The sequence below is a fragment of the Bifidobacterium sp. LH_450 genome, from assembly GCF_056356715.1.
Genome location: NZ_JBKEUU010000002.1, coordinates 285,046 through 307,014 on the forward strand (window position 1 = coordinate 285,046; position 21,969 = coordinate 307,014).

General features: G+C 66.6%; 17 protein-coding genes and 1 riboswitch. Of the genes, 8 read left to right on the forward strand and 9 right to left on the reverse strand.

Features of this window, described 5'->3' with window-relative positions:
* Positions 1-26: 26 nt before the first annotated feature.
* Both AC1AXT_RS03730 and AC1AXT_RS03735 read right to left on the reverse strand, forming a co-directional pair.
* Positions 27-1,502: a dihydrolipoyl dehydrogenase family protein gene (locus AC1AXT_RS03730; RefSeq protein ID WP_476540463.1), complete on the reverse strand. Its 1,476-nt coding sequence runs from the start codon at positions 1,500-1,502 to the stop codon at positions 27-29.
* A gap of 158 nt (positions 1,503-1,660) precedes the next feature.
* Positions 1,661-2,269: a DUF3043 domain-containing protein gene (locus tag AC1AXT_RS03735; RefSeq protein ID WP_476539290.1), complete on the reverse strand. Its 609-nt coding sequence runs from the start codon at positions 2,267-2,269 to the stop codon at positions 1,661-1,663.
* A 140-nt stretch (positions 2,270-2,409) separates the two neighbouring features.
* Here AC1AXT_RS03735 and AC1AXT_RS03740 point away from each other — a divergent pair, with 140 nt between their 5' ends.
* The 3 genes from AC1AXT_RS03740 to AC1AXT_RS03750 all read left to right on the forward strand — a co-directional run bounded on the left by AC1AXT_RS03740 (position 2,410) and on the right by AC1AXT_RS03750 (position 7,547).
* The gene (locus AC1AXT_RS03740; protein ID WP_476539292.1) at positions 2,410-3,792 is read left to right on the forward strand and encodes a M20/M25/M40 family metallo-hydrolase; all 1,383 of its coding nucleotides are present in this window, start codon (positions 2,410-2,412) and stop codon (positions 3,790-3,792) included.
* A 26-nt stretch (positions 3,793-3,818) separates the two neighbouring features.
* Positions 3,819-3,927: riboswitch (TPP riboswitch) on the forward strand.
* 38 nt (positions 3,928-3,965) lie between these two features.
* Complete coding sequence (locus tag AC1AXT_RS03745; protein ID WP_476539294.1) at positions 3,966-4,586, forward strand: ECF transporter S component; 621 nt, start codon at positions 3,966-3,968, stop codon at positions 4,584-4,586.
* Positions 4,587-4,901: 315 nt separating this feature from the next.
* Positions 4,902-7,547 (forward strand): ATP-binding cassette domain-containing protein, encoded by a 2,646-nt coding sequence (locus tag AC1AXT_RS03750; protein WP_476540465.1) that lies wholly within the window; start codon positions 4,902-4,904, stop codon positions 7,545-7,547.
* A gap of 210 nt (positions 7,548-7,757) precedes the next feature.
* On the opposite strand, the gene AC1AXT_RS03755 is transcribed toward AC1AXT_RS03750, so the two are convergent.
* Complete coding sequence (locus tag AC1AXT_RS03755) at positions 7,758-8,504, reverse strand: ABC transporter ATP-binding protein (protein ID WP_476540467.1); 747 nt, start codon at positions 8,502-8,504, stop codon at positions 7,758-7,760.
* 208 nt (positions 8,505-8,712) lie between these two features.
* Positions 8,713-10,518 (reverse strand): ABC transporter permease, encoded by a 1,806-nt coding sequence (locus tag AC1AXT_RS03760; protein WP_476539296.1) that lies wholly within the window; start codon positions 10,516-10,518, stop codon positions 8,713-8,715.
* A gap of 352 nt (positions 10,519-10,870) precedes the next feature.
* Between AC1AXT_RS03760 and AC1AXT_RS03765 the strand changes: the two genes are divergently transcribed.
* On the forward strand, positions 10,871-11,029 hold the full coding sequence (locus AC1AXT_RS03765) for a hypothetical protein (protein ID WP_476539298.1): 159 nt from the start codon (positions 10,871-10,873) through the stop codon (positions 11,027-11,029).
* A gap of 250 nt (positions 11,030-11,279) precedes the next feature.
* Here AC1AXT_RS03765 and AC1AXT_RS03770 read toward each other — a convergent pair whose 3' ends face one another.
* The 5 genes from AC1AXT_RS03770 to AC1AXT_RS03790 all read right to left on the reverse strand — a co-directional run bounded on the left by AC1AXT_RS03770 (position 11,280) and on the right by AC1AXT_RS03790 (position 15,853).
* A complete protein-coding gene (locus AC1AXT_RS03770; protein ID WP_476539300.1) occupies positions 11,280-12,380 on the reverse strand; it encodes a hypothetical protein in 1,101 nt (366 codons plus the stop codon).
* Entirely contained in the window at positions 12,377-13,108 is a 732-nt protein-coding gene (locus tag AC1AXT_RS03775; RefSeq protein ID WP_476539302.1) for an ABC transporter ATP-binding protein, read from the reverse strand. Before AC1AXT_RS03775 ends, AC1AXT_RS03770 begins: the two co-directional genes overlap by 4 nt.
* 1 nt (position 13,109) lies before the next feature.
* Positions 13,110-14,186 carry a hypothetical protein gene (locus AC1AXT_RS03780; protein ID WP_476539304.1) on the reverse strand — a complete coding sequence of 359 codons (1,077 nt, stop codon included), beginning with the start codon at positions 14,184-14,186 and terminating at the stop codon, positions 13,110-13,112.
* A gap of 113 nt (positions 14,187-14,299) precedes the next feature.
* Entirely contained in the window at positions 14,300-14,962 is a 663-nt protein-coding gene (locus AC1AXT_RS03785; protein WP_476539305.1) for a sigma factor-like helix-turn-helix DNA-binding protein, read from the reverse strand.
* Between the two features lie 144 nt (positions 14,963-15,106).
* Positions 15,107-15,853: a hypothetical protein gene (locus tag AC1AXT_RS03790; RefSeq protein WP_476539307.1), complete on the reverse strand. Its 747-nt coding sequence runs from the start codon at positions 15,851-15,853 to the stop codon at positions 15,107-15,109.
* 661 nt (positions 15,854-16,514) lie between these two features.
* On the opposite strand from AC1AXT_RS03790, the gene AC1AXT_RS03795 reads away from it, so the two are divergent.
* The 4 genes from AC1AXT_RS03795 to pheT all read left to right on the forward strand — a co-directional run bounded on the left by AC1AXT_RS03795 (position 16,515) and on the right by pheT (position 21,949).
* Complete coding sequence (locus AC1AXT_RS03795; RefSeq protein WP_476539310.1) at positions 16,515-17,258, forward strand: hypothetical protein; 744 nt, start codon at positions 16,515-16,517, stop codon at positions 17,256-17,258.
* Positions 17,259-17,330: 72 nt separating this feature from the next.
* On the forward strand, positions 17,331-18,218 hold the full coding sequence (locus AC1AXT_RS03800) for a TrmH family RNA methyltransferase (protein WP_476539312.1): 888 nt from the start codon (positions 17,331-17,333) through the stop codon (positions 18,216-18,218).
* 80 nt (positions 18,219-18,298) lie between these two features.
* Entirely contained in the window at positions 18,299-19,354 is a 1,056-nt protein-coding gene (gene pheS / locus AC1AXT_RS03805) for a phenylalanine--tRNA ligase subunit alpha (RefSeq protein WP_476540469.1), read from the forward strand.
* Between the two features lie 6 nt (positions 19,355-19,360).
* Positions 19,361-21,949: a phenylalanine--tRNA ligase subunit beta gene (gene pheT, locus AC1AXT_RS03810; protein ID WP_476539314.1), complete on the forward strand. Its 2,589-nt coding sequence runs from the start codon at positions 19,361-19,363 to the stop codon at positions 21,947-21,949.
* Positions 21,950-21,969: the final 20 nt, after the last annotated feature.

Below are 21,969 nucleotides of genomic sequence, written 5' to 3' on the forward strand. Positions count from 1 at the left end.
TGGGGGGGGGGCGGCCGACGAAAACGCTACTTTACGTTGAGGGGCTTGCCGGCGGCCTTGAGCAGCGCCTCGCCGATGATCTCGCTGAACGTGGGGTGGGCGTGGATGTTCATCGCCGCCTGCTGCAGCGGCACGCGCGCCGCGATCAGCTGCTGGGCCTCGGCGATCAGGTCGCTGGCGTCGGGGGCGACGACATGGAGCCCCAGCACCGTTTCGACGCCGGGGTCGTCCGCCCATTCGCCGGTGACGACCGAGCAGCTTCCCGACGAACCGGTCATCGCCATGCGCGCGTTCGCCATGACCGGCACCGCCGTCTCGCGCACGTTGGCGAACCGGCCGTCTTCGGCGGCGTGCTGTTTCGTCAGCCCCACGGAGGCGAATTCGGGGTTCGAGAACACGACGGTCGGCACCGTCATCTCGTCGACGGGCGCCGGGTCGAGGCCGGCGAGCGATTCGGCGACGACGATGCCCTGCGCGAACGCATGGTGGGCAAGCTTCGGGCCCGCGGTGATGTCGCCGAGCGCCCGCACATGCTCCAGGTTCGTGCGGCCGGCGCCGTCGGTGACGGCTTCGCCGCGTTCGTTGAGTTCCAATCCAAGACTGGCGATCCACGGGGCGTCGGTATTGGGGATGCGCCCGATGGCGGCGAGGGCGACCTCGCCATAGATCGACTGGTAGTCGCCGCGCTCGTCTTCGTAGCCGACGGTGGCCCCGAGATTGTTGCCGCGCGCCACGCCCGTCACGCGCGTTCCGGCGATGACGTTGACGCCGCGCGCCTTGAGTTCGCGGGTAACGGCCAGCGCGCTGCGCCGGTCGGCCGACGACAGCACGCGGTCGCGGCGGATCAGCAGCGTCGTGTCGCAGCCGGCGCTGTTCCATATCGACGCGAATTCCAGCGCCACTGCACCCGAGCCGATGATGATGGCGGAGTGGGGGAACGCGTCGAGTTCGAGCGCCCCGGTCGAGTCGAGCAGCGCTCCGGAGAACGGCGCGCAGTCCAGCGGCTGGGGGCGGCTGCCGGTCGCCAGCGCGACGTCGCGGGCGCGCACCGTCAGCGCCGTGCCCAGGGCTTCGCGCGCGCCGGACGGCCCCGCATAGACCTGCTCGCAGCCGGGCGCGGGAGCCAGGTGCGCCTCGGTGCCGTCGCCCGACAATTCGGCGCTGGCCTGCAGCAGCGTGACGCGCCGCGCGGCCATCAGCTTTTCCAGCCCGGAGGTCATCGTGGAGACGCAGCGCAGCCGGTAGTCGCGCAGCTTGCCGAAATCGATGTCGCGCAGCTGCGCGTCGATGCCGATATCGGCGCCGCGCTTCATGTCGTCGATCGTGCGCGTCGCCGTCACCAGCGCCTTCGTCGGGATGCATCCGCGCAGCAGGCACGTGCCGCCGACGGTGGGGCCGGCGTCGGCGACGGCCACGGACAGCCCCAGTTCGGCCGCCCGCAGCGCGCACGAATAGCCGGCGGGACCGCCGCCGACGACCAGAAGATCGAACGAATCGCGCATCGTCGTTTCGCCTGCCATGTCACCTCGTTTGCAATCGTTGCGTCAACCGCCATGCCCTGGGCTGCGCCGGGGCTGCTCCTGCGTGCGCCGAGCCCGACGTCGCCAGGGCGGAGCGGACTGGACCTGGCCGGACCGAACCGCCCTGTGCGGCTGGGGATTTACTTCGGCCAGTGGCCGCGTTCCTTGTACTTCGGCTTGGGCAGCCTCCAGCGGCGCAGCTGGATCGCGCGGCTCCATGCATAGGAACCGGAGCGCGAGCCGCGGGCCACCGAAGCCTCGCCGAACTTGGCGACGAGCTGCTTCTTGAGCTTGTGCCACATGACGGCGACGTCGATGATGATGGCGAACAGGTAGATGTACATGATCATCATCAGGATCAGCGAGATCATCGGCGACGGCCACACGATCGTGACGAGCACGCACAGCACGAGGATGACGATCGCCACCGGGATGAAGTATTCGCCGATGTTGAAGCGGGCGTCGACATAGTCGCGGATGTATACGCGCCACGGCAGGCGCTCGGCCTTCGGCATCTTGTTGATGTCGCCGGCCTTCATCGCCTCGTATTCTTCGTTTTCCTTCGCGCGCTGCCTCGCCTTGGCGCGCTGGCGCTGTTCCTTCGTGTTCTGCGGCACCAGCGGCCGCAGGTTCTGCGCCTGCGCTTCCTTGCGCTTGGGGGTCGGCCGGCCCTTGCCGCCTTCCTTGGCCGCCGGCGCCGAAGCCGCCTCCTGCGCCTGCGTTTCCTCTTCTTTCTTGAACAAAGCCATGGTTAGCAAGCCTACGGATTGGCCTCGACGCTGGCCGCGAACGGGCGCCGGCTGCAAAACGGCTAGAATACGGGGAAGAACGGCCGCTGCGGCGACGCTGGAAGCGGCCGTGGCCATTGTGAAAATCTTGGAGGGATGCCGTGGGGCTGTCGGGAAAAGAAATCCGTACGCGGGTCGAATCTGAATTCAACGAGATTCTGAAGCTGCTGGAACGCAAGATCGCGCTCAAGTCGGTGTCGGCGGAGGGCATCGGCGGCGAGAACATGCGCCGTTCGGCGCAGTTCGTCGCCGACGCGCTGCGCGACGCCGGCGTGGAGGCTTCGGTCGTGCAGGCGAAGGGCGCCGACGGGGCGCCGGGGGCGTGGGAGGTCGTCGGCTCGACCGTCATCGATCCGGATGCGCCGACGGTGCTGCTGTACGCGCACCACGACGTGCAGCCGGTGCCGGACCCGGCCGCCTGGGACAGCGATCCGTTCGCGGCGACCGAACGCGGCGGGCGGCTCTACGGACGCGGCTCGTGCGACGACGCGGCCGGCATCGCGATCCATGTCGGCGCGCTCAAGGCGCTTGGCGACCAGCTGCGCGTCAATATCAAGGTGTTCATCGAAGGCGAGGAGGAGATGGGCTCGCCCAGCTTCATCCCGTTCATCGAGGAGCATCGCGACAAGCTCAAGGCCGACGTCATCATCGTCGCCGACTCGGGCAACTGGGCCCCGGACGTGCCGAGCCTGACGACGAGCCTGCGCGGCAACGCCACCTGCGACGTGCACGTCAAGGTGCTCGGCCACCCGGTGCATTCCGGGCAGTACGGCGGCCCGGTGCTCGACGCGAACACCGTCGCCGCGATGCTGATCGCCTCGCTGTACGACAAGGACGGCAGCCTCGCCGTGCGCGGCCTCAAGGGCGGCGAACCCATCGGCGGCCTGCAGGAGGACGTCAGCGAGGCGGACCTGCGCGCCGAGCTCGGGGTCGTGGACTCCTACCGGCTCGCCGGCACCGGCTCGCTCGCCTCGCGGCTGTGGACGAAGCCGAGCTGCACCGTCATCGGCTTCGACGCCACGCCGGTGGCGGACTCGTTCAACGTCATCTCGCCGGAGACGACGTTCCGCTTGAGCCTGCGCACCGCGCCCGACCAGAACCCGCACGCCGCGCTCGAGGCGCTGCAGGTGCACATGGAGGACCACGCGCCGTTCGGCGCCGAAGTGAAGGTGACGATGCTCGAGGAGGGCATGGGCTGGGCGATGGACCCGGATTCGGCCGTCACCAAGGACATGATGGAGGCGATGGAGGAGGCGTTCGGCACGGCGCCGGTCAACCAGGGCCAGGGCGGCTCCATTCCGTTCATCCCCGAACTCAAGCGCATCTTCCCCGACGCCGAGGTGCTCGTCACCGGCCCCGAAGACCCCAAGTCGAACGCGCACAGCCCCAACGAATCGGTCAGCGTGGACGGCCTGAAGGCCGACATCGTGGCCGAAGCGCTGCTGCTCGAGCGTCTCGGCAACCGCCCGCTGCCGGCCGAGTGACATAGTCGGGGCAGCCCCCTACGATGGGTTGCTGACACGGGAGCTGGACTATCCGGCTGAGAGGGGCTCTACGCCCCGACCGATTGAACGTGAATCCAGGCAATGCTGGCGCACGGACGTCGACGTACCCGTGCCTTGACCGCAGAACACCGACGAAAGGCACTGAACCCATCATGTCTGCAACCGCAGTTTCCTCACCCCAGGCCCACTTCAAATGGCGCGTCGTCGATATCGCCGTCGCGTCGGTCATCGGCGTCGCTTCCGCGCTGATCTACTGGGTCGTCGCCATCGCCACAGCCGCGCCGTGGAGCGCGCTCGAAGCCATCGTGCCGGGACTCGCCGGCATCATCAACGGCCTGTGGCTGTTCGCCGGCCCGCTTGCCGCCGTCATCGTGCGCAAGCCGGGCGCCGCGATCTACGCCGAAGTCGTCGCGGGCATCCTCGAAGCGCTGCTGGGCAACCAGTGGGGCGGCGTCTCGACGTTCCTCATCGCGCTCGCGCAGGGCGCCGGCGCCGAGCTCGGCTTCGCGCTGCTGCGCTACCGCAAGTGGAACCTTCCGGCGATGGCCCTGTCCGGAGCGCTCTCGGGCGTCTTCTGCTGGGGCTATTCGTTCTTCACGAACCTGCAGGCCATCAGCATCACCGGCAGCTACGGCATCGTCTATTTCCTGACGACCATCGTCTCCGGCGCGCTCGTGGCCGGCGTCGCCATGTGGTACCTGTACCGCGCGCTCGCCCGGACCGGCGCGCTCGACCGGTTCGCTTCCTGCAGGGAGGTGCGCGGCCTGGCGTAGCGGGGCTCCCCCAGATTGTTTATTTCCTTCCTTTCCGCCGGAGCGGTCCGCCGCTTCGGCGGTTTCGATACCCAGCCGAGAAAAATCTTGTTCAAAGGAAACCGAGATTCCATGCAACAGAAGGCAAGAGAGACGATGATGCCGTCCGCGGCGGAACCGGCGCCGACCCGGCCGCCGTCCGGCGGCGCGGGACGGTCGCCGCGGCGCGCAGGCGCGCCGGGGGCGGCACGGGTGCTTCCCGACGAAGGGGCGCGGCTTGAGGGACCGGCCGCGGGGCACCGTTCGCTGCGCCGCGAAAAGCGCGAACTGCGGGCGATGCCGGCGCTGCAGTTCATCGAATGGGGCTACCGGCACGCTTCGCGCGCCGAATTCGCCGTGCGCGGCCTGAACCTGTCCATCCAGCCGGGCGAGCACGTGCTGCTGCTGGGCGCGTCCGGCATCGGCAAGTCGACGATCCTCGAAGGCGCCGCGGGACTCCTGGGCGAGGATGCCGGCGAGATCGCCGAACGGCGCGAGGACGTCGGGGGCGCCTCCGTCGAAGCCGTCACCGACGCGGACGGCGGCGTGACCGAGGGGACGATCAACGTCGCCGGCATTCCCGTGCACCATGCGCAAGGCAAGATGGGGTTGGTGCTGCAGGACCCGGATGCGCAGGCGATTTTCCAGCGCATCGGCGACAACGTGGCCTTCGGCCCGGAGAACCTCGACGTGCCGCGCGGGCAGATCTGGCAGCGCGTCGACGAGGCGCTGGACGCGGTGGGGCTCGGCGGCATCCAGCTCGACCGGTCCGTCATGCACCTGTCGGGCGGCCAGATGCAGCGGCTGGCGCTGGCCGGCGCGCTGGCGATGCAGCCGGAGGTGCTGCTGCTGGACGAGCCGACCGCCAATCTCGACCCGGCCGGCGTCGTGCAGGTCGTCGGGGCGGTGCGCCGCGTGCTCGAAAGCACCGGCGCCACGATGCTGCTCGTCGAGCACCATGCCGACGACTGGATTGACCTGGTGGACCGCGTCGTCGTGCTCGGGCGCGTCGGCGGGGCGACCGCCGTCGTCGCCGACGGCACCCCCGACGCCGTGTTCGCCGACGATTCCCTCGATTTCGACGAGCTGGGAATCTGGATTCCCGAACGCTATCGCAAGGGCGCTGCGAAGGGGGAGGGCGGCGCCGTGCCTCGGACGGCGCAACGCCAGGGCAGCGGTCAGCAGGGCGCTGCGCGGTCCGCGCGGAACGGTACGCAGGCCGCGGCGGCGCGCGTTCGCGAAGGCGACGTCGTGCTCGAGGCGCGCGACCTGGCCATCGGACGCAACGGCGAGGCGATTGGCGAGCATATCGACCTCAAGTTCCGCGCCGGGCAAATCGCCGCGCTTGTCGGCGCGAATGGCGCCGGCAAGTCGACGCTGTCGCTCACGCTTGCGGGGCTGCTTGAGCCGATCGCCGGCGAAGTGCGCGCCAGCGACGCGCTGGCCGAAGGGGCGCGCGGCAACTGGCCGGTCGACTGGACGAGCCGGCAGCTGGCCGCCCGCATATCGTACGTGTTCCAGAATCCCGAGCATCAGTTCGCCTGCTCGAGCGTGCTCGACGAGGTGATGCTCGGGCCGCTGCGCTGCGGCGCGGGCGAAGAGGAGGCGCGGGCCAAGGCGCAGGGGCTGCTCGAGCGGTTCCACCTGGCGCAGTACGAGCGCGCGAATCCGTATACGCTTTCCGGCGGCGAAAAGCGGCGCCTGACCGTCGCCGCCGCGCTGGCCGCCGCGCCGCGCGTGCTGATCCTCGACGAGCCGACGTTCGGCCAGGACCGCTGCACATGGCGCGAGATCGTCGAGCTGATCGGTTCGCTGCGCGCCGACGGCGTCGCCGTCATCGTCGTCACCCACGACCGCGAACTCGTCGACGAACTCGGCGCCACCCTCATCGAGCTGACCCCCCAGTTCGCCACCGCTGAATGGACCGTCGCCGAAGAGGGAGGAACCGAACCGCTCGCCGGGAACCGGGGAATGGCCCCGGTTCCTCAACACGCCGATGAGGGAGGAACCGGAGCCGGATCCAAGGGGAATTTGCTGGGCCCGGTTCCTCAACACGCCGGAGCGGGAGGAACCGGAGGGCGTGACCTGGAGCCGATCGGGACGCGGCATGACGCGGCGAGCGGCACGACGACCGTCACGGTCACGCCGGTCATCGAACGCTACGAGCCGCCCAAGCCGAGCAGCCGCTCGCCGTTCCTCGCGTCGCTCAACCCCGTCTACCGCCTGTTCGGCGCGTTCCTCGCGTCGCTGCCGCTGCTGCTGAGCCTCGACTGGGTCTCTGCCGCCGTCGCCTGCGCGCTCGAATTCGGCCTGCTGTGGGCCGTCGGGATCACTCCGTGGCGCGCCGTCAAGTCGACATGGCCGATCTTCATCGGCGCGCCGTGCTCCGCGCTCGCCGTGCTGCTGTACGGCAAGTCCGGCGGCGCCGTGCTGTGGGACTGGGGATGGGTGCACGTCACCGAACGCTCGGCCGAGCTTGCCGTCGCCACCGGCCTGCGCATCATCGCGATCGGCGTGCCGGCGATCATCGCCGTGCTCGGCATCGACGCGACCGACCTGGCCGACGGCTTCAGCGAGATCCTGCATCTTCCCGACCGTTTCGTCTACGGCGGCCTGGCGGGGCTGCGGCTGTTCTCGGTGCTGCAGGACGACTGGACCGCGCTGACCGCCTCGCGCCGTTCGCGCGGCCTGGGCGACGACAGCGCCATCCGCCGGTTCCTGCCGCAGGCGTTCGCGCTGCTCGTGCTGTCGATCCGCCGCTCGACGACGCTGGCCACCGCCATGCAGGCGCGCGGCTTCGGCGGCGACGGCCCGCGCAGCCACGCCCGGCAGAGCACGGTGCGCGGCGCCGACCACGCGTTCTGCGCCGTCTGCCTGGCGATTCCGGTCGTCGCGCTGGTATGCGCAGCCTGCGCCGGCACGTTCTCCTTCTTCGGAAACTAGGAACAAGATTCCCGGAACCGCATTCCGTTGCCGCGCAAGGCTCCCGCAAGTGCCTGCGCAAGAACAAGCGCATGAACAAGCGCCCGGTCCCAATGGGACCGGGCGCTTGGCGCATCCCGTCGTCATGCGTCGCCGCCTGCGCAGCGTTGGGTTGCGACCGGCACCCGACCGCTCCCGCCGCAACGTCCACTGCCGGCGGCGCAACGGCCGCTACCGGCGCGGCGCCGCCGTTCCCGGCCTGCGCTTGCGCGCCGCGGGAGCCGCGGCCTTGCGCAGCGGCGCCAGCTCGAACACGACGTCGGACGCCTTGGCGACGGCCGGCGAATGCGTCACGATGATGACGCAGCGCTCCTGCGTATGCGCCAGGTCGCGGAAGATGTCGATGATGTCGTCCTGCGTGGCCAGGTCGAGGTTGCCGGTCGGCTCGTCGGCGACGATGACCTTCGGGTCGTAGCTCAGCGCGCGGGCAATCGCCACGCGCTGCTGCTCGCCGCCGGACAGGTGCAGGATCCGCTCGTTGGCGTAGTCGTCGGGCAGGTGCACCTCCTCGAGCAGCTCGAGGACGATGTCGCGCTTGGGCTGCTCGTAGTGGCGCCCGGACGCGTCCATCGACAGCTCGATGTTCTCGGCCACCGTCATGCCCGGCAGCAGGTTGAAGCTCTGGAAGATCACGCCGATGTCGTGGCTGCGGTAGTCGTAGCGGTTGAGTCCCGCCAGGTCCTGCCCGTCGTAGAGCACGCGCCCTTCGGTCGGCGTCGTCAGCCCGGAGATCAGCGACAGCAGCGTCGTCTTGCCGGCGCCGGACGGCCCGGTAATCGCGTACACCTTGCCGGTCTGGAAGCCGTAGGAGATGTCCTTGATGACCTTCTTGCCGCCCTTCGTGTACGAGTAGCTCACGTGGTCGAGCGTCAGGATGTCCACTCCGGCGACCGTCGGCGGCTGCTCCACCGGCGGCAGCGCGTTCGCTTCCGCCGCTTCCTTGGCCTGTGCGGCCTTGGCTTGCGCTTCGGCCTTCGCCTTCGCTTCGGCTTCCAGCCGCGCGACGCGTTCCTTCTCGGCGGCGCGTTCGCGTGCCGCCTTCGCCGCCGCCCTGTTCTTGCTTGCGTTCTTGTCTGCCATGATGTTCCCTTTACCTATCCAAGATTTTCTGCGTGGCCGGCTTGCGTCACGAACGGTCGGCGAGGATCTGCAGCGGCTCGTAGCGCATGACGAAGATCACGGCGACGAGCGCGGCTACCAGCGTCAGCCCGATGCCTATGAGCAGCATGATCCCGACGACGGTGAGATTGACCGTTGCGTTGATCGACGACACGTAGTTCGCCACCTGCCCGAAACCGCCCTTGCGGTCCGGGGCCTGCATGTCGGTTCCGGGCTTCGCGGCATCGGACGAAGCCGAGGAGGCATCGGACGAAGAACCGGACGAGGAGGCGTCGGAGGAGGCGGACGAGCCGTCCGTCGCCGTGGCGTCGCTGCCGGAGCCGCCGTCGCTGTTCGGGGCGCCTTCGCCCGGCTGCATCATCTCGCGGCCGAACTGCTGCTGCTGGCTCGCGGCCGTCGTCTGCTGCTGCTCGACCTGGCTGGCCAGCAGCGAGTTCGACACCGGCTGGGAGACGGCGGCGCCGATGCCGGTGCCGATGATCAGGCCGATCATCGTCACGACGAGCAGCTCGATCGTGAACTGGGCGGCGACCTTCGTCTTGCGCACGCCGATGGCGGTGAGTACGCCGATTTCGTACTTGCGCTCGCGGATGTTGAACAGCGTGAGCACGACGAGCACGATGGCGCCGACGGCGAGCACGATGACCAGCAGCGTCACGGCGAACTTCGAGAGGTTGTTGAGCGGCACCAGCGAGTTCTCGTAGTTCTCCACGTCGGCCGACTGCACGGTGTAGCTGTCGGACAGGCCGGCCTTCTCGGCGTCGGCGACGAACTGCTCGTAGGCCGCCTTGTCAGCGAACACGTAGGTGTAGCTCAGCTGTGCGGCGGCCGTTTCCATCGTGTCGCCGTCGTTGTTCGTCGTCTCGACGGTGTCGGAGCTCGACAGGCCGATCTTCGCCAGGGTGGCGACGGACGTGTAGATCGCGTTGTCGGGGTCGTTGGCCGTGGAGTTGTTCGGGCCGCCCATCTGCATCGACGAATCGGTGGCGTTCTTGTAGATGCCGACGATCTTGAACGAGTAAGTGGTGTCCGAATCGTTCGGATCCTCGAGCGTGATCGTGTCGCCGACCGACACGTTGTTGAAGTCGGCGAGCGTCTGGGAGATGATGACGTCGTTGTCGTCGGACTCGTCGTAGCCGAACGCCTGGCCGTCCACCATCGTGAACGTGCCGTTGGGGGCGTTGGCGAGCGCTTCGTCGGAGGAGAAGCCGACCAGCGAGAAGTCGCCGGAGACCATCGTCATCCCGCCGCCCATATCGCCGCCCATGCCGCCCTGCATGCCGCCGCCGCCCTGCGCCGCGGCGTCCGGGGAGGACGAATCGCCTGACGAGGACGAGGAGGACGAATCAGACGACGAGGAAGAGGATGAAGAAGAAGACGAGGAGGACGACGACGTCGAATCCGACACCGGCTGGAAGTCGTCGGTCTCGTCCACCGACGTCGTTTCGTAGTAGTAGGTCGACTTGACGGCGCTGGAAGCGTCGGCGTACTTCGCGTAGTCGGCCAGCGTCAGCGACGTGTCGTCGAGCGCGCCGCGCATCGAGTCGAAGTCGGGCTTGCCGTCGCTGGAGGAATCGGAGGACGAGGCGTCGGCGCTTTGCCGTGCCTCGCTGATGAGCTTGCTGCGGTCGACGCTGATCTGCGCGGTGATCGTCGTGTTCTCCAGCCCGGAGTTCTTCGCCTTGACGGCCGCCTGCTGAATGGCGAAGCCGACGGTGGCAGCCGCCGCGATGATCACCACGATGATGATGATCAGTATGTTGCGTCCCTTGTTGCGCGCCACGCTTTTGAGCGCGTTCTTCACTACGAACATGGTCTCCTCGTATCCGGTAATGGCCTGCCGCGTACGCCTCTGGCCTGCGTACGCGTGATGTACGTCACACGATAAGCCGTTGCGCTGATGGCAAACCCTCTTGACAGCCGAACAAACCCTGACGTATTTCTGAAAACTTCCTGACGGCTGAACCTCGCCTACCGCTGCTTGAACAGCCTGAAGAGCTGGGATTCGCGCACGCAGGCCTCCACTCGGCCGATTTTCTTTGACGCTCATTTGCTTCGTTCCTGCATTTCGGGCCTTCGGAAGGCAGGAATCGTTGGAAACTCGCCAAAAATTTGTTTGCTTTCAAAAGCAAACAAAATGGGCAACGACCTATACGGGGCAGCCGATGACGAACGCCACGCTGCGGCAGCGCTTCGACCTGCCTGATTCGTCCGCGTCGCAGATTTCCAGGCTTATCAAGCAGTGCGTGGACGAGAATCTCATCAAGGTCGCCGATCCGGACGCCGGAAAGAAGTCGGTGCGCTACGTGCCCTACTGGGCATAGCCCCGTCGTTTGGGATTCCGGTTCCGGATTTCTTTGACGCTCATTTGCTTCGTTCCTGCATTTCGGGCCTTCGGAAGGCAGGAATCGTTGGAAACTCGCCAAAAATTTGTTTGCTTTCAAAAGCAAACAAATGCCATGACGGCGGCAAAGCCTTCCGGCGGCGCCATGGCCGTCAATTGCGTCCGCTCCTATGGCTGCCGATTGGGATTCCGCATGCGACAGCCGGCGGATGGCGTGGCTCCGTAATCGCCTACCGCTGCTTGAACAGCCTGAAGAGCTGCGATTCGCGCACGCAGGCCGCGCTCACCAGCGTCGCCAGCAGGATGCCGGCGAACAATGCCAGCGGCGAACGCACGGCGCCGGCGAATGCCGCCAGCGGCTCGACCGGGGCGGATCTTGCGCAGTATCCGGCCAGCAGCAGCGCGCTGGACAGCGTCGCCAGCGTGCCCCACAGCAGCGTTTCGGCGCACAGCGTCGCCAGCAGCGACGCGCGCGATTCGCCGACGTGCAGCGCCCCCGCCAGTTCCAGCCGCCGCTGGCGCACGCTGGCGATGCCGATGGCGATGCCCAGCGCCGCGGCGATCCACGGCATCCAGCGGGTGGCGCGGCCCAGGTATTCCCCGGCGGCGTCGTAATGCGCATCGAACCCCTTGTTGACGGCCATGACGCCGGCCTGCACCGGGCTTTCGCCGACCTTGAGCGTGGCGTAGAGCAGCTGGCTGTCGTCGTCGGAATGCGGCCATTGCGTGGCCCAGCATTCGGTGAACGTCGCGCCGGAAGCCGCCGCCGGCACGAGGAACGCGTAGCCGAAGCGCGTGTCGCGCCCGTCGTTGGGCCACGCGAAGATGCCGGCGATGCGCGACGTGCCCTTGTCGGTGGCGACTTCGCTGCCGACGGCGAAGCCGAAGTCCGCGGCCAGTTCCTGCGACACCCAGATTCCCGTCGCGTCGGCTTGAAGCGACGCCTCGCCGCCGTTGGCGGCATCGTTGGCCGCGATGAGCTCCAGCAGTCCCGGCGTCACTTCATAGGAGGCCAGGGATTGCCCCGGCGTCGACAGCATCGTCAGCTCGTCGCTGGCGCGCAGTGCCCCGGACGCGGCGAACGCGGCCGACTCGCCCTGGCTGAGCGCGTCGCACGATGCGCCGTCGACGGTGCCGCCGACGACCGCGTCGGCGTTGGCCAGCGCGGCGACGCGCGTGAAGGCGGCCGACTCCTGGCCGATGACGGACGCTGCCTCGCAGCCGCCGAGCGCGGTGCCGGCGACGAGCGCGATGAGGAACAGCAGCACGGCGCGCGACGTTCCCGAACCGACGTTGCGCAGCGCTTCGGACAGCATTTCGCGCAGCCTCATGCGGCGCCTCCTTCCTGCGGGGCCTCCGGGTGCGTTTCCAGCTGCGCCGCTTCCTGCGCTTCCGCCGGCGCAACGCTCTGCACATCGTCCTGCGCGTCCTCGAGCGTCGCGGGCGCGGCACCCTTCGGCGCATAGTCGGCGAGGTCGATGACGCGCCCGCACGCGTCGCGCGTGTCCGGATCGTGCGTGGCGACGAGGACGATCATGCCCTGGCCGGCGAGGTTGCCCAGCACCTTGGACACGGAATGGGCGGTGCGCATGTCCAGCTGCGCGGTCGGCTCGTCGACGAGCAGCATGTCGGGGCGGGAGCACACGGCCCGCGCCAGCATGAGCCGCTGCGCCTCGCCGCCGGACAGGTCGCAGAAGCGCCGCTCGGCGGCGTATCCGAGATTGAACAGCTCCATTGCGTCGCGCGCCTGCGCTTCCGCCTCGCGCCGGCGCATCCCCTTGGCGAGCAGCGGCAGCGCGACATGGTCGAGCGCCGTGCGTTTCGCGACGCCGTAGGGGTTCTGGAACACCCAGCCGATCCGTTCGATGCCGTCGCGTTCCACGGTGCCTGCCACCGGCTTTTCCCAGCCGGCGAGGATCGACAGCAGCGTCGACTTGCCGGAGCCGGACGGCCCGCAGATGGCGACGGTGGCGCCGGGCTCGACTTCGAACTCGAGGTGCTCGAACAAGAGGTCGGTGCCGGGGAAGCGGTGGGCGACGTCGTGCGCGGCGATCTTCATGTCATCCCTCCGTCGGGCATGTCAGGTCCGACAGCGTCTCGCCGAGCGCCACCGACGTGACGGAGGCGAGCTGGCCATCCGAATCGGCGAACGTGACGAGCGAGGCGCCCAGCTCGCCGCTGACGATCTCGACTTCGATGACCTGCGGCTTGCCGCCCCCGTTGGCGGCGATGCAGCCGGAGGAACCCGAGATGCCGAACACGGCGGCCGCCGGCACGCGCAGCGTGTCGATCGGCTCGGTGAGCGTGACGGTGGCGCTCAGGCCGGCCGCCCGCTCCTCGGCGCTCATCGCCTGGTAGTCGTCGCTGGCTTCGACGGCGGCCAGCGTTTCGGCGTCGGTGATGTCGGTCGAGCCGGCCGGCAGCGTGCCGGAGACGCCGAACACGCTGATCGCGCGGTCGTTGTCCTTGGCCTTGCCGCCGCGCACCGACAGCTTCGTAAGCCCTCCGGCCACCGAGCCGACCTCGTCGCCGGCGGCCAGGGCCGCGCCCTGCGTGGCCTTCCAGTCGCCGGCCGCCGCGACGTCCGAGGGAATCCAGAGCATGTCGGCGAGCTGGAACGAGCCGTCGCAATCGTTGCCGTTGTCGCGCATCAGCTGCTTCCAGCCGGCGGCGGTGTACGCCGTGTAGGCGGCGACGCCGGGGGAGGAGCTGTAGCCGAGGGCGTTGAGCGCGTCGTTGAGCGCCAGCGCGTCGTCGCCCTTGTCGCCCTCGGCAAGGTCGCGGTACATCGGCGTTTCGGTATGCAGCGCGATGATGGCGGTGCCGTTGACGGCGTACGCCCGCGTGCCCGTGCGCAGCTCGCCGTCGGTATAGTTTTCGGTGACGGTGCCGGAAGCGTTGCCAAGCAGCGATTTGGCGGCCGATACCGTCGGCACCAGCGTCACCTGCGTGCTGCCGGAATACTGCTGCACGCTGGCGACGCCGCTCGTGGCCGACGACGCCGACGCCAGCAGCTTCGGCGAGCGGTCCGGCAGCAGCAGCGCGCACGCGCCGACGCTGACGGCCGCCGTCGTCACGACGGCCAGCGCCGTCCATGTCCAGCCGGCATGCGGTTTCCTGCGGGCTTGTCGTGCCATGTTCCCTCTTCCTTCCCGATGGGCGCAATGAAATAGACGCCGTGCGCAGCGCCCTGTGGTGGCCGCTACGTCTTTTTCAGCGTAGGGTAGCGCCGGTGGCTGCCTGCGGTTTTCTACACGATTTCCTGCATCGCGCTTAATGACGTTGCCTTTATCGTGTGCGCCAATGCCGTGCGGATTTCCTCTTCCGGCATGGGCCCGAACTGCTTGCGGCCGTTGGATAGGTGCTTGCGCACCGTTGCCGGGGAAACTCCCAGCTCCGCCGCGATTTGAGCGGTGCCCAGCCGCAGCACGTATGCGCGGTAGAACACCTTCAGTTCCTGCGCGGTGAGCAGTGTCGTCGGATCGGCGCTCGCAGCGAGCCGCGTGTAGGCTGCAGCCGGGGTATCGAAACCGTCCGGTATGTTGCCGGTGCACAATGAAACAATGAGATTCGCTACGGCGTCGGCATCGTTTTTGCTTGCGATGCCCTGTGCTCCGGCATGGGCAAGACTGTCCCGGAAACGTCCGATGGGGAATGCCGTTAGCGCGAGAATAGGGATGTCCCGGGAACTGCGGCGTAGCTGGCGGCACAGGCAATGCGGTTCGTAGTCGTCCAATGCTGCCGTCAGTACGATGAGCGCGTAGCGCTGTGCGTTCGTGATGTCCGCAATGAGATTGCGCTCGTTGCCACGGTACCGTTCGACGGCTACATTCGGCAACCGCTTTGCTATCAGGCGCCTGAATTCCCTGGCGGCCATGTCGTCATGCTCGATAATGGCGATGGCAGTGCGCATCCTTTATTCCCTCTACGGTTATTCCCTCTACGGTTCATCGATGAATCGTGGAAGCACTCATACCCCCTTGCTTCCATGCAAGCCACGATAATGTCTGTGCGTATCGCAGACGGCCGCAATCTCAAAAAACGGGCATGCTCCCTATTACCCGAGCGGTTTCCACATTTCGGTGCGGTTGGCGTTTTGGTAAATGTCAATGGAGTTGGCGACCAGGCAATCGAGGGCATCGGAGTCGTTCAAGGAGAAGCTGAAGCGCTTGGCGGCTTCGTCGAACTCGGTAACGCCGTCGGTGGCCGCCTCCATGAACTCCGTGTGTTCCTCCTCGAAATCGTCGGCGCTGTAGGAGGCCGGGACGATGTCCTGACGGCGCAGGCATTGCACGGCACCTTCTTCCGGATCTACTAGCAGGTCCACGTTGCCGATGGACATGCGGTATATTTCATCGACGCACAGCTTATAGGCGGCGTTGCAGGACGTTTCGTCCTCTATGGCCTTGTCCGCCGCCTCCTCGCTGAGGCTGTTGCCATCCATCGTTATGGACGTTCCGTGCAGACCGGAAGGATAGACGGAATGGACGGGTTTCGAATATCCCTTTTCCACCACGCAGTTGTTGTAGTCGTTCCACGCCGATTCGTAATCGCCTTGGGAAATCTTGCCGCCATTGTCGAGTGCCTTCTGCAGGATGGCGCGCTGCGAATCGGCCATGTCAGGCTCGTTTTCCAGCAGAAAGGCGATGCGTTCCGTCAGCGAACTCGCGACGTGTTCGCTGTTCAATGCTTCTTGCATCTCCGTGTCCGACGATGGAGCCGCCGCATCCCCGCTGCTGGCGCATCCCGAAACCGCCAATCCTATAAGCATCCCAATGCAGAGTGCCTTATATGTTCTCTTCATCGTCTTCTCCTGCTCTTCGAGTAGGCAATCGAGTGTTCCATCCTCTTCACCACTATGCAAAGGAAGAGTCCGGGGAAGCAATCTCTCTTCACGTTTCGTGAAGAGGAGTCATCCTTCGCGGAGCGTTAGCCATCCGCATTTTGAGACACGTCTTCACGAAACGTGAAGGCGGTTTGTCGAGAGATTCGCAAATCCGCACAGTGGGGAAGGCAGGGAATCCTGCACGCTAAAACCGATAGAAGGAAAAAGTGATGAAGTTCAAAAAAAAATGTTACCAGTGCGGTAGCTGTTCTCATGTCTGCAGGGCTTGCGTTCAGCACTGTCTCAACTGCGCAAGCAGCCGTAAGCAGGACGTATTCGACGAGCAAAGCCAAGACGGCAAGCATCTCAGGAGGCTATTATTCCGGGAGCTATTCGCTCAAGCCTACATCGTCCACTATTTCCCTATACTCCTTCTCTTCGAATGTTTTCTGCAAAGCTGTGCAGGATTATAGGTATTATTCCTCGGTAGGCGTTGCCAAGAATCACCAATGTTATGCCGGGGTTTCTCTTTCTAAGAGCAAGACCCTGAGCGGTGATACGGCATCCTTTGTTGTGGGCTGAGAATCGCCATGCAAGAATTTTGCGATTCTTGCATGGTTTTCTTTTAAGAAAGAACGTTATGAAAAGATTTTTTACTGTGGTTCTGGCATTGACTGCAGCGTGTGCATTGGCTGGCTGTTCGGAGGGCGATGAGACTTCGCAGCCGACTTCTGCTAATACGGCTTCGAAGATTGGCTCCAGCTTGCAGGCGGTTGCCGCGCAGCGTGTAGCGGAAGAGTCCGATAGCATGGCGCCGGAACAGCTGGCGATGGTGCAGGAAGCGGCTCAAGGCGACGGAAGCGTTTCGCTGGGTACCTACAAGGCTGCCTGGTCCAATTACGATGAATGCCTTGTCGATCTTGGCTATCAAAAGCCGGCGCATCGGGAGTACGATTCCGGACTGGTGGGCAATATGACGATGATGGATCTGGATGGCCTGACCGATGATGAGCGCACGAAGGTCATGACCGATGAAAGCAGCTGCAAGACCCAATACGTCATGTATGTCGATGAACTCTATCGTGCGTCGGTCGGGAACCAATCCCTCTATTCCAGCACGACCGAAGGCGCGGTGCAGTGCCTGAAGGATAAGGGTATCGCCGGCGCCGACTATGCCGCCAAGCAATTGGAGCAGGAAATGGACAGGTTCGATGAGCTGTTCGGGGAGGATGAAGCGGATTCCGCAAGCGACGCGTTCCAGCATGCAGCGCAGGCTTTTTCTTTCGATGTCAACGATGGAGCGGCTTTGACATGCCTTGTCGCCAACGGCATTGACTTGGTTGCGAGTACGCAACTGGATGAAGCCTGGAAGCCGCTGGGGTGAAGTGGCCGCCGCTTCCGGCGCCTGAAAAACGTAAAGAGACGGTGGCGGGGGAGGCGTTGGTAGTATGGGCGCATGCCTATATATAGCCAAGTGCTTGATAACGGACGGGCGGAACGGTTCCGCCGGCTGCGCGAGCTGCTCAGCCGCAAAGGGCGCACGAAATCCGGGCGGTTCCTCATTGAAGGCCCGCAGGCGGTGCGCGAGGCGCTGACGTGGGCGCCCGGAGTGGTCCTCGACCTCTACGTCGCCGTCGAATCGGCCGACGAGGACGCCCCGTTCGCCAGCCCGCTGCTCGGCCAGCTCGCCGGGCTTGCGCTGAAGGCCGCCAGCGACGCCGGCGCCACGATCTACGTCCACAAGGCCACCCGCGCCGCCATCGATTCGGTATCCGCCGACGCGCAGGGCGTCTTCGCCGTCGCCTCGATCGCGGCATTCGAAGAGCGCGTGCAGGGCGCGGAGCTCTCCGGCAGCCCCTTCGTCGCCGCGTTCTGGCAGGTACGCGACCCGGGCAACGCCGGAACCGTCATCCGTTCCGCCGACGCCGCCGGCTGCGACGCCGTGCTGTTCGTCGGCGACTGCGTCGACCTGCTCAACCCGAAGGTCATCCGCGCGACGACGGGTTCGCTGTTCCACCTGCCGGTGCTCAATCTCGATGAGGAAGCGTTCGCCGCATGGCGCGCGGAACACGGCTGCACGCTGGTAGCCGCCGACGTCCACGGCACCGACGGCAACGCCCCGGTGCAGCTGCCTGCGTTCCTCGAAAGCCGCCCCGACGCGACGCAGGGCACCGCGGTGCTCTTCGGCAACGAAGCGCGCGGGCTGGAGCCGGCGATGCTTCAGGACGCCGACGCCGTCGTGTCGATTCCGATCTACGGCAAGGCCGAATCGCTCAATCTCGCGATGAGCGCTTCCATCATGCTGATGAGCATGGCTATGTCGAGCGCTGTTGAAACAATGTGAAGTCGGAAAAACGTTGGAATAAAGCGAATTCAACCGGATTCTACGCATCGATCAGGGAAAGGGTTGCAGTGGCACAGGACCTGCGCTTCGACGCCGCCGAGGTGACCGCAGCGGTCGCCGAAGGCATCGAGAAAATCGAACAAGCCTCCACGATGGAGGAACTCAAGGCCATCAAGGCGCAGTACGCCGGGGCCAACTCGGCGATGACGCTCGCCAGCAAGGCCATCGGCGGCCTCGACAAGGCCGACAAGAAGGAAGCCGGCAAGCTCATGGGCAAGCTGCGCGCCGACTTCGGACGCGCCTACGGCACCAAGGAAGCGGCCGTCAAGGCGGCCGAGGAAGCCGCCGCGCTCGCCGCCGAAACGGTGGACATGACGCAGCCGGTGCGCCGCAAGCCGCTCGGCGCCCGCCACCCGCTGCCCAAGCTCATGGAGGACATGGCCGACTTCTTCCTCAACATGGGCTGGCAGATTTCCGACGGCCCCGAAGTGGAAACCGAATGGTACGACTTCGATGCGCTCAACTTCGGCCCCGACCACCCCGCCCGCCAGATGCAGGACACCTTCTACGTCAAGGGCAGCCAGGCCAGGGACGCCGCGGGCTTCGTCGGCTCCAACATGGTGATGCGCACGCAGACGTCCTCCGACCAGGTGCGCGGGCTGCTCACCCGCGGCGTGCCGCTGTACATCGCGTGCCCGGGCCGCGTGTTCCGCACCGACGAGCTCGACGCCACCCATACGCCGGTGTTCCACCAGGTCGAGGCGCTCGCCGTCGACAAGAACCTGACGATGGCGGACCTGAAGGGCGTGCTGGACAAGCTCGCCGTGGCGATGTTCGGCCCCGAGGCCAAGACGCGCCTGCGCCCCAGCTACTTCCCGTTCACCGAGCCCTCCGCCGAGCTCGACCTGTGGTTCCCCGACAAGAAGGGCGGCCCGGGCTGGCTCGAATGGGGCGGCTGCGGCATGGTCAACCCGAACGTGCTCAAGTCCGCCGGCCTCGATCCGGAGGTGTATTCGGGCTTCGCGTTCGGCGTCGGCGTGGAACGCACGCTGCTGCTGCGCAACGACATCAACGACATGCACGACCTGGTCGAAGGCGACGTGCGATTCAGCGAACAGTTTGTGATGGGGGAGTGAACGATCATGCCAATGGTAGACATCGACTGGCTCAAGGAACATGCCGACGTTCCCGAAGGCCTGACCTATGAACAGCTCGCCGCCGACCTCGTGCGCGTCGGCCTCGAGGAGGAGGACATCCACGAAGCGCAGGTGACCGGCCCGATCGTCGTCGGCTACGTCGTCACCGCCACGCCCGAGCCGCAGAAGAACGGCAAGACAATCAACTGGTGCCAGATCGACGTCGGCGAACGCGACGAGAATGGCGACCCGGTGCTGCGCGGCATCGTGTGCGGCGCGCCGAACATGGCCGCCGGCGAGAAGGTCGTCGTCACGATGCCGGGCGCCGTGCTGCCCGGCGACTTCAAAATCGAGCCGCGCAAGACCTACGGCCACGTGTCGGCCGGCATGTGCGCCTCGGAGCGCGAGCTGGGCCTGGGCGACAGCCACGAGGGCATCATCCTGCTGCGCGAGTACGGCTTCACGCCCGAGGAATACGCGGCGCTCAAGCCCGGCGACGACCTGATGCACCTGCTGCACCTCGACCAGCCGGTGCTCGAGATCAACGTCACGCCGGACCGCGGCTACGCGTTCTCCTACCGCGGCGTGGCGCGCGAATACCACAACTCCACGGGCCGCCCGTTCACCGATCCGGCCATCGAGCTCGACGCCCGCGCCCCGCGCGAGGCGGAGGAAAGCATGGCGCCCGACGACATCGAGGTCATCGTCCAGGACGACAACCCGATCCACGGCGTGCCCGGCTGCGACCGCTACTACGCCCGCGCCGTCCACGGCTACAAGCCGGGCTCGGCGACCCCGAGCTGGATGCGCCGGCGCCTGTCGCGCGCCGGCATGCGTTCGCTTTCGCTGCCGGTCGACGTCACCAACTACGTCATGCTCGACCTCGGCCAGCCGATGCACGCCTACGACCTCGACAAGATCGCCGGCCCGATCGTCGTGCGCCGCGCGAAGGAAGGCGAGAAGCTCGTCACGCTCGACGGCAAGGAACACGACCTTGACGTCGAGGACCTGCTGATCACCGACTCGCCCAACGGGGAGCGGGGTTCGCGCATCCTCGGCATCGCCGGCGTGATGGGCGGCATGTACGGCGAGGTGACCGACGAGACGACGAACATCCTGCTCGAGGCCGCGCACTTCGACCAGGTGACGATCGCCCGTTCCGCACGCCGCCACAAGATTCCTTCCGAGGCTTCCCGCCGCTTCGAACGCGGCGTCGACGAGCAGCTGCAGCCGGCCGCCGCCGAGCTGGCGGCCGAGCTGCTCGAGCAGTTCGGCGGCGCGACCGCTTCGACGACCCCGCGCGACTACGACGCGACCGAACGCCGCAAGCCGATTCCGTTCAAGGCCAGCGAAGTGGAGCGCCTGACCGGGCTCAAGCTCGACATGACGCGCATTTCCGACGTGCTCACCGACATCGGCTGCCTCGTGGCCGGCGGCGGCAACGGCGTGTTCTCGGTCACGCCGCCGACGTGGCGCCCCGACCTGAACGAGCCGTGCGACCTCGTCGAGGAAATCGCGCGCATCGTCGGCTACGACGAGATTCCGGTGACCGTTCCCGCCGTCCCCGTCGAGGGCCATGTCGGCCTGACGGCCGATCAGCGCCGCCAGCGCGAAATCGCCGACGAGCTCGCCGAATACGGCATGGTGGAGGCGCTGAGCTACCCATTCGTCGGGCCGTCCGACTTCAAGGCGTTCCAGTACGAAGCGGACGAGATCGAGCCGGTCAGCGTCGAGATCGTCAACCCGCTCGCCGGCGACCGCCCGTTCCTGCGCCGCGACATCCTGCTCACGCTCGCGCAGACGGTGCAGCGCAACCTGCACCGCGGCCTGGAGAACATCCAGCTGTACGAACTGGGCCACGTCTACCACTTCGACCCGTCCGCCCCGGCCATCCCGGCGCTGCCGGGCGCCGTCAAGCCTACCGACGAGCAGCTCGCCGCCCTGGACGCCGGCCTGCCGGACCAGCCGCTGCACGTCGCCGGCATCCTGACCGGCATGTCGATCGACGACGGCTGGCTGGGCGACAAGCGCGCCATCGACTGGACCGACGGCGTCGAGGCGGTCACGCGCATCGCCGAGCGCATCGGGGCGGAAATCTCCCTCGACCAGTCCGGCGACATCCCGGCGCAATGGCACCCGGGCCGCACGGCGCATGTCGTCGCGGGCGGCAAGCCCGTCGGCATCGTCGGCGAGCTGCACCCGAAGGTCAACGAGGCGCTCGGCTTCCCGGCCCATAGCGCGGCGTTCGAAATCGACCTCGACGCGCTGTTCGCCACGCTCGACGGCAAGCCGGTGCAGGCCAAGCCGATCTCGACGTTCCCGCCGGTCAAGCAGGACCTCGCGTTCACCGTTCCCGACGACGTCACCGCAGCCCAGCTCAAGGCGGCGATCGAACGCGGAGCCGGGGACAATCTTGAATCGATCGAGCTGTTCGACGTCTACAAGGGCGGCCAGGTCGAAGCCGGCGAGAAGTCGCTGGCGTACGCCGTGACATTCCGCGCTCCGGACAAAACGCTCGATTCAGCGGACTGTGAGGAGATTCGCAGCCGTATTGTAAAGGAAGCGGCTACGCTGGGCGCAAGCCTGCGTGCGTAGCGGCTACCGATACCGACGAT

Coding starts and splice junctions, on each gene's coding strand:
- AC1AXT_RS03765 (WP_476539298.1), top strand. CDS start 10,871: ATGACGAACGCCACGCTGCGGCAGCGCTTCGACCTGCCTGATTCGTCC.
- pheT (WP_476539314.1), top strand. CDS start 19,361: ATGCCAATGGTAGACATCGACTGGCTCAAGGAACATGCCGACGTTCCC.
- AC1AXT_RS03750 (WP_476540465.1), top strand. CDS start 4,902: ATGCCGGCGCTGCAGTTCATCGAATGGGGCTACCGGCACGCTTCGCGC.
- AC1AXT_RS03770 (WP_476539300.1), bottom strand. CDS start 12,380: ATGAGGCTGCGCGAAATGCTGTCCGAAGCGCTGCGCAACGTCGGTTCG.
- AC1AXT_RS03790 (WP_476539307.1), bottom strand. CDS start 15,853: ATGAAGAGAACATATAAGGCACTCTGCATTGGGATGCTTATAGGATTG.
- AC1AXT_RS03785 (WP_476539305.1), bottom strand. CDS start 14,962: ATGCGCACTGCCATCGCCATTATCGAGCATGACGACATGGCCGCCAGG.
- AC1AXT_RS03760 (WP_476539296.1), bottom strand. CDS start 10,518: ATGTTCGTAGTGAAGAACGCGCTCAAAAGCGTGGCGCGCAACAAGGGA.
- AC1AXT_RS03780 (WP_476539304.1), bottom strand. CDS start 14,186: ATGGCACGACAAGCCCGCAGGAAACCGCATGCCGGCTGGACATGGACG.
- AC1AXT_RS03730 (WP_476540463.1), bottom strand. CDS start 1,502: ATGCGCGATTCGTTCGATCTTCTGGTCGTCGGCGGCGGTCCCGCCGGC.
- AC1AXT_RS03795 (WP_476539310.1), top strand. CDS start 16,515: ATGAAAAGATTTTTTACTGTGGTTCTGGCATTGACTGCAGCGTGTGCA.
- AC1AXT_RS03735 (WP_476539290.1), bottom strand. CDS start 2,269: ATGGCTTTGTTCAAGAAAGAAGAGGAAACGCAGGCGCAGGAGGCGGCT.
- AC1AXT_RS03775 (WP_476539302.1), bottom strand. CDS start 13,108: ATGAAGATCGCCGCGCACGACGTCGCCCACCGCTTCCCCGGCACCGAC.
- AC1AXT_RS03800 (WP_476539312.1), top strand. CDS start 17,331: ATGCCTATATATAGCCAAGTGCTTGATAACGGACGGGCGGAACGGTTC.
- AC1AXT_RS03745 (WP_476539294.1), top strand. CDS start 3,966: ATGTCTGCAACCGCAGTTTCCTCACCCCAGGCCCACTTCAAATGGCGC.